The sequence below is a fragment of the Clostridium sp. KLE 1755 genome (assembly GCF_000466465.2).
Taxonomy (GTDB): domain Bacteria; phylum Bacillota; class Clostridia; order Lachnospirales; family Lachnospiraceae; genus Eisenbergiella; species Eisenbergiella porci.
The window spans coordinates 1-1,263 of the sequence record NZ_KE992742.1 but is presented as its reverse complement, the minus strand read 5'-3'; the positions used below and the strand labels follow the sequence as shown (position 1 = coordinate 1,263).

At 46.8% G+C, this 1,263-nt stretch carries 1 pseudogene; it reads left to right on the top strand.

Features of this window, described 5'->3' with window-relative positions:
- Nucleotides 1–1,006: 1,006 nt before the first annotated feature.
- Nucleotides 1,007–1,263, top strand: a pseudogene (locus tag HMPREF1548_RS20905) (hypothetical protein); the annotation flags it as partial.

Sequence of the window (1,263 nt, the reverse complement as noted above, 5' to 3'; positions counted from 1 at the left end):
TCAAAAACGGGGTATTTCTAACTGTCCCGGAAGTCAGGAATTCTGCCAACGCGACCGGAACTCCTCACGCAGCGACTGCGTCGGCTGCGTTCGTCAGACAGGTCGCTAAGGGCGGCAGGATTCCTGCCTTCCGGGGCAGTAAGAAATATCTCCGTTTTTTCCAATGGAGCAGAAAACACCCCCACCCTGCCTGGGAAAAAGGGAGGCTGGCCGCGACGGCCCCGGAGGAAGAGAAGTCCGGCCCGGCAGGCAGGTATCCCCCTGACAGACCATCCCCCCATACAGCCCCCCAGGGAGACACAGGGACACGCAGGACTCTCCTTCTGTAGGGCAGGTTATGAGGGGCGTAAGGGTGGAGGAGAGAAGAAATGATGTTATAAATAAAGGGGGAGGTGGCTGGAACGGGAAAGGGTGAAGTGGTGGAGGAAATCTTTCTGTTTTCTTAATAATTCCTTCAGGGAATTAAGAACTTTTTTAAAGTTTCATCACAGAATGAACACATTTTCCCGGTATCATTAGTGTCAGATAGTTGAAAAACAACTCACTAAACTATCTCCCCCCTCATAGTCAATAAGCTCTCACGAAAGTGAGGGCTTATTGTTTGTATGTCAGGTGTGGCATTAATCTGGCTGGTGTAAGTTCAGCCACGGGTATTTACGGCCAGGTGTAATGAATTAAAACTGGTATCAGTAATGGTATAGATGAAAGAAGGGGTGTGGCAAAGTTCTCGTGCTTTGTACAGAAACTTGCAGGGAGATTCGGGGGATGAGGTTGGTAAGTATGATATCTATATGAATTGGCATGAATTTATTTTTTCGTGAAACATCCTTCAACCAACAGAGTTTTGTGTTGATATTATTGAATTAGTATGTTATTATTATTCCGTCACACGGCAGTATCTATGCTGCTGTAGTATTCGGCCGTCTGGCCGTTCTTTCATTTCGGCGCTTCCTTTTCGAAGCATTAATCCGTAAATGGCAAAAAACTTAATACAGGAGGAATATTTATGGAAAACAGGCTCAGGAATTATTTTCCGCTTATCAGGGAAAGAAAGGAGGTGTTGAAAGAAATTGGTGAAAGCAGCGGGCTGCAGGCACTGTTCCGGAGCTGGACGCCTGAACGGCAGGAAGAGTTCCTGGATTTCTGTACGGGTATGAAGGGCGTAAAGATCCTTTATGATTCTTTTTTCAAGGAAATCATGAGTCCGGAATATACACCCGTCAGGTTGAACCGTTTTCTGTCGCTGCTGCTGGGGAAAAAGGT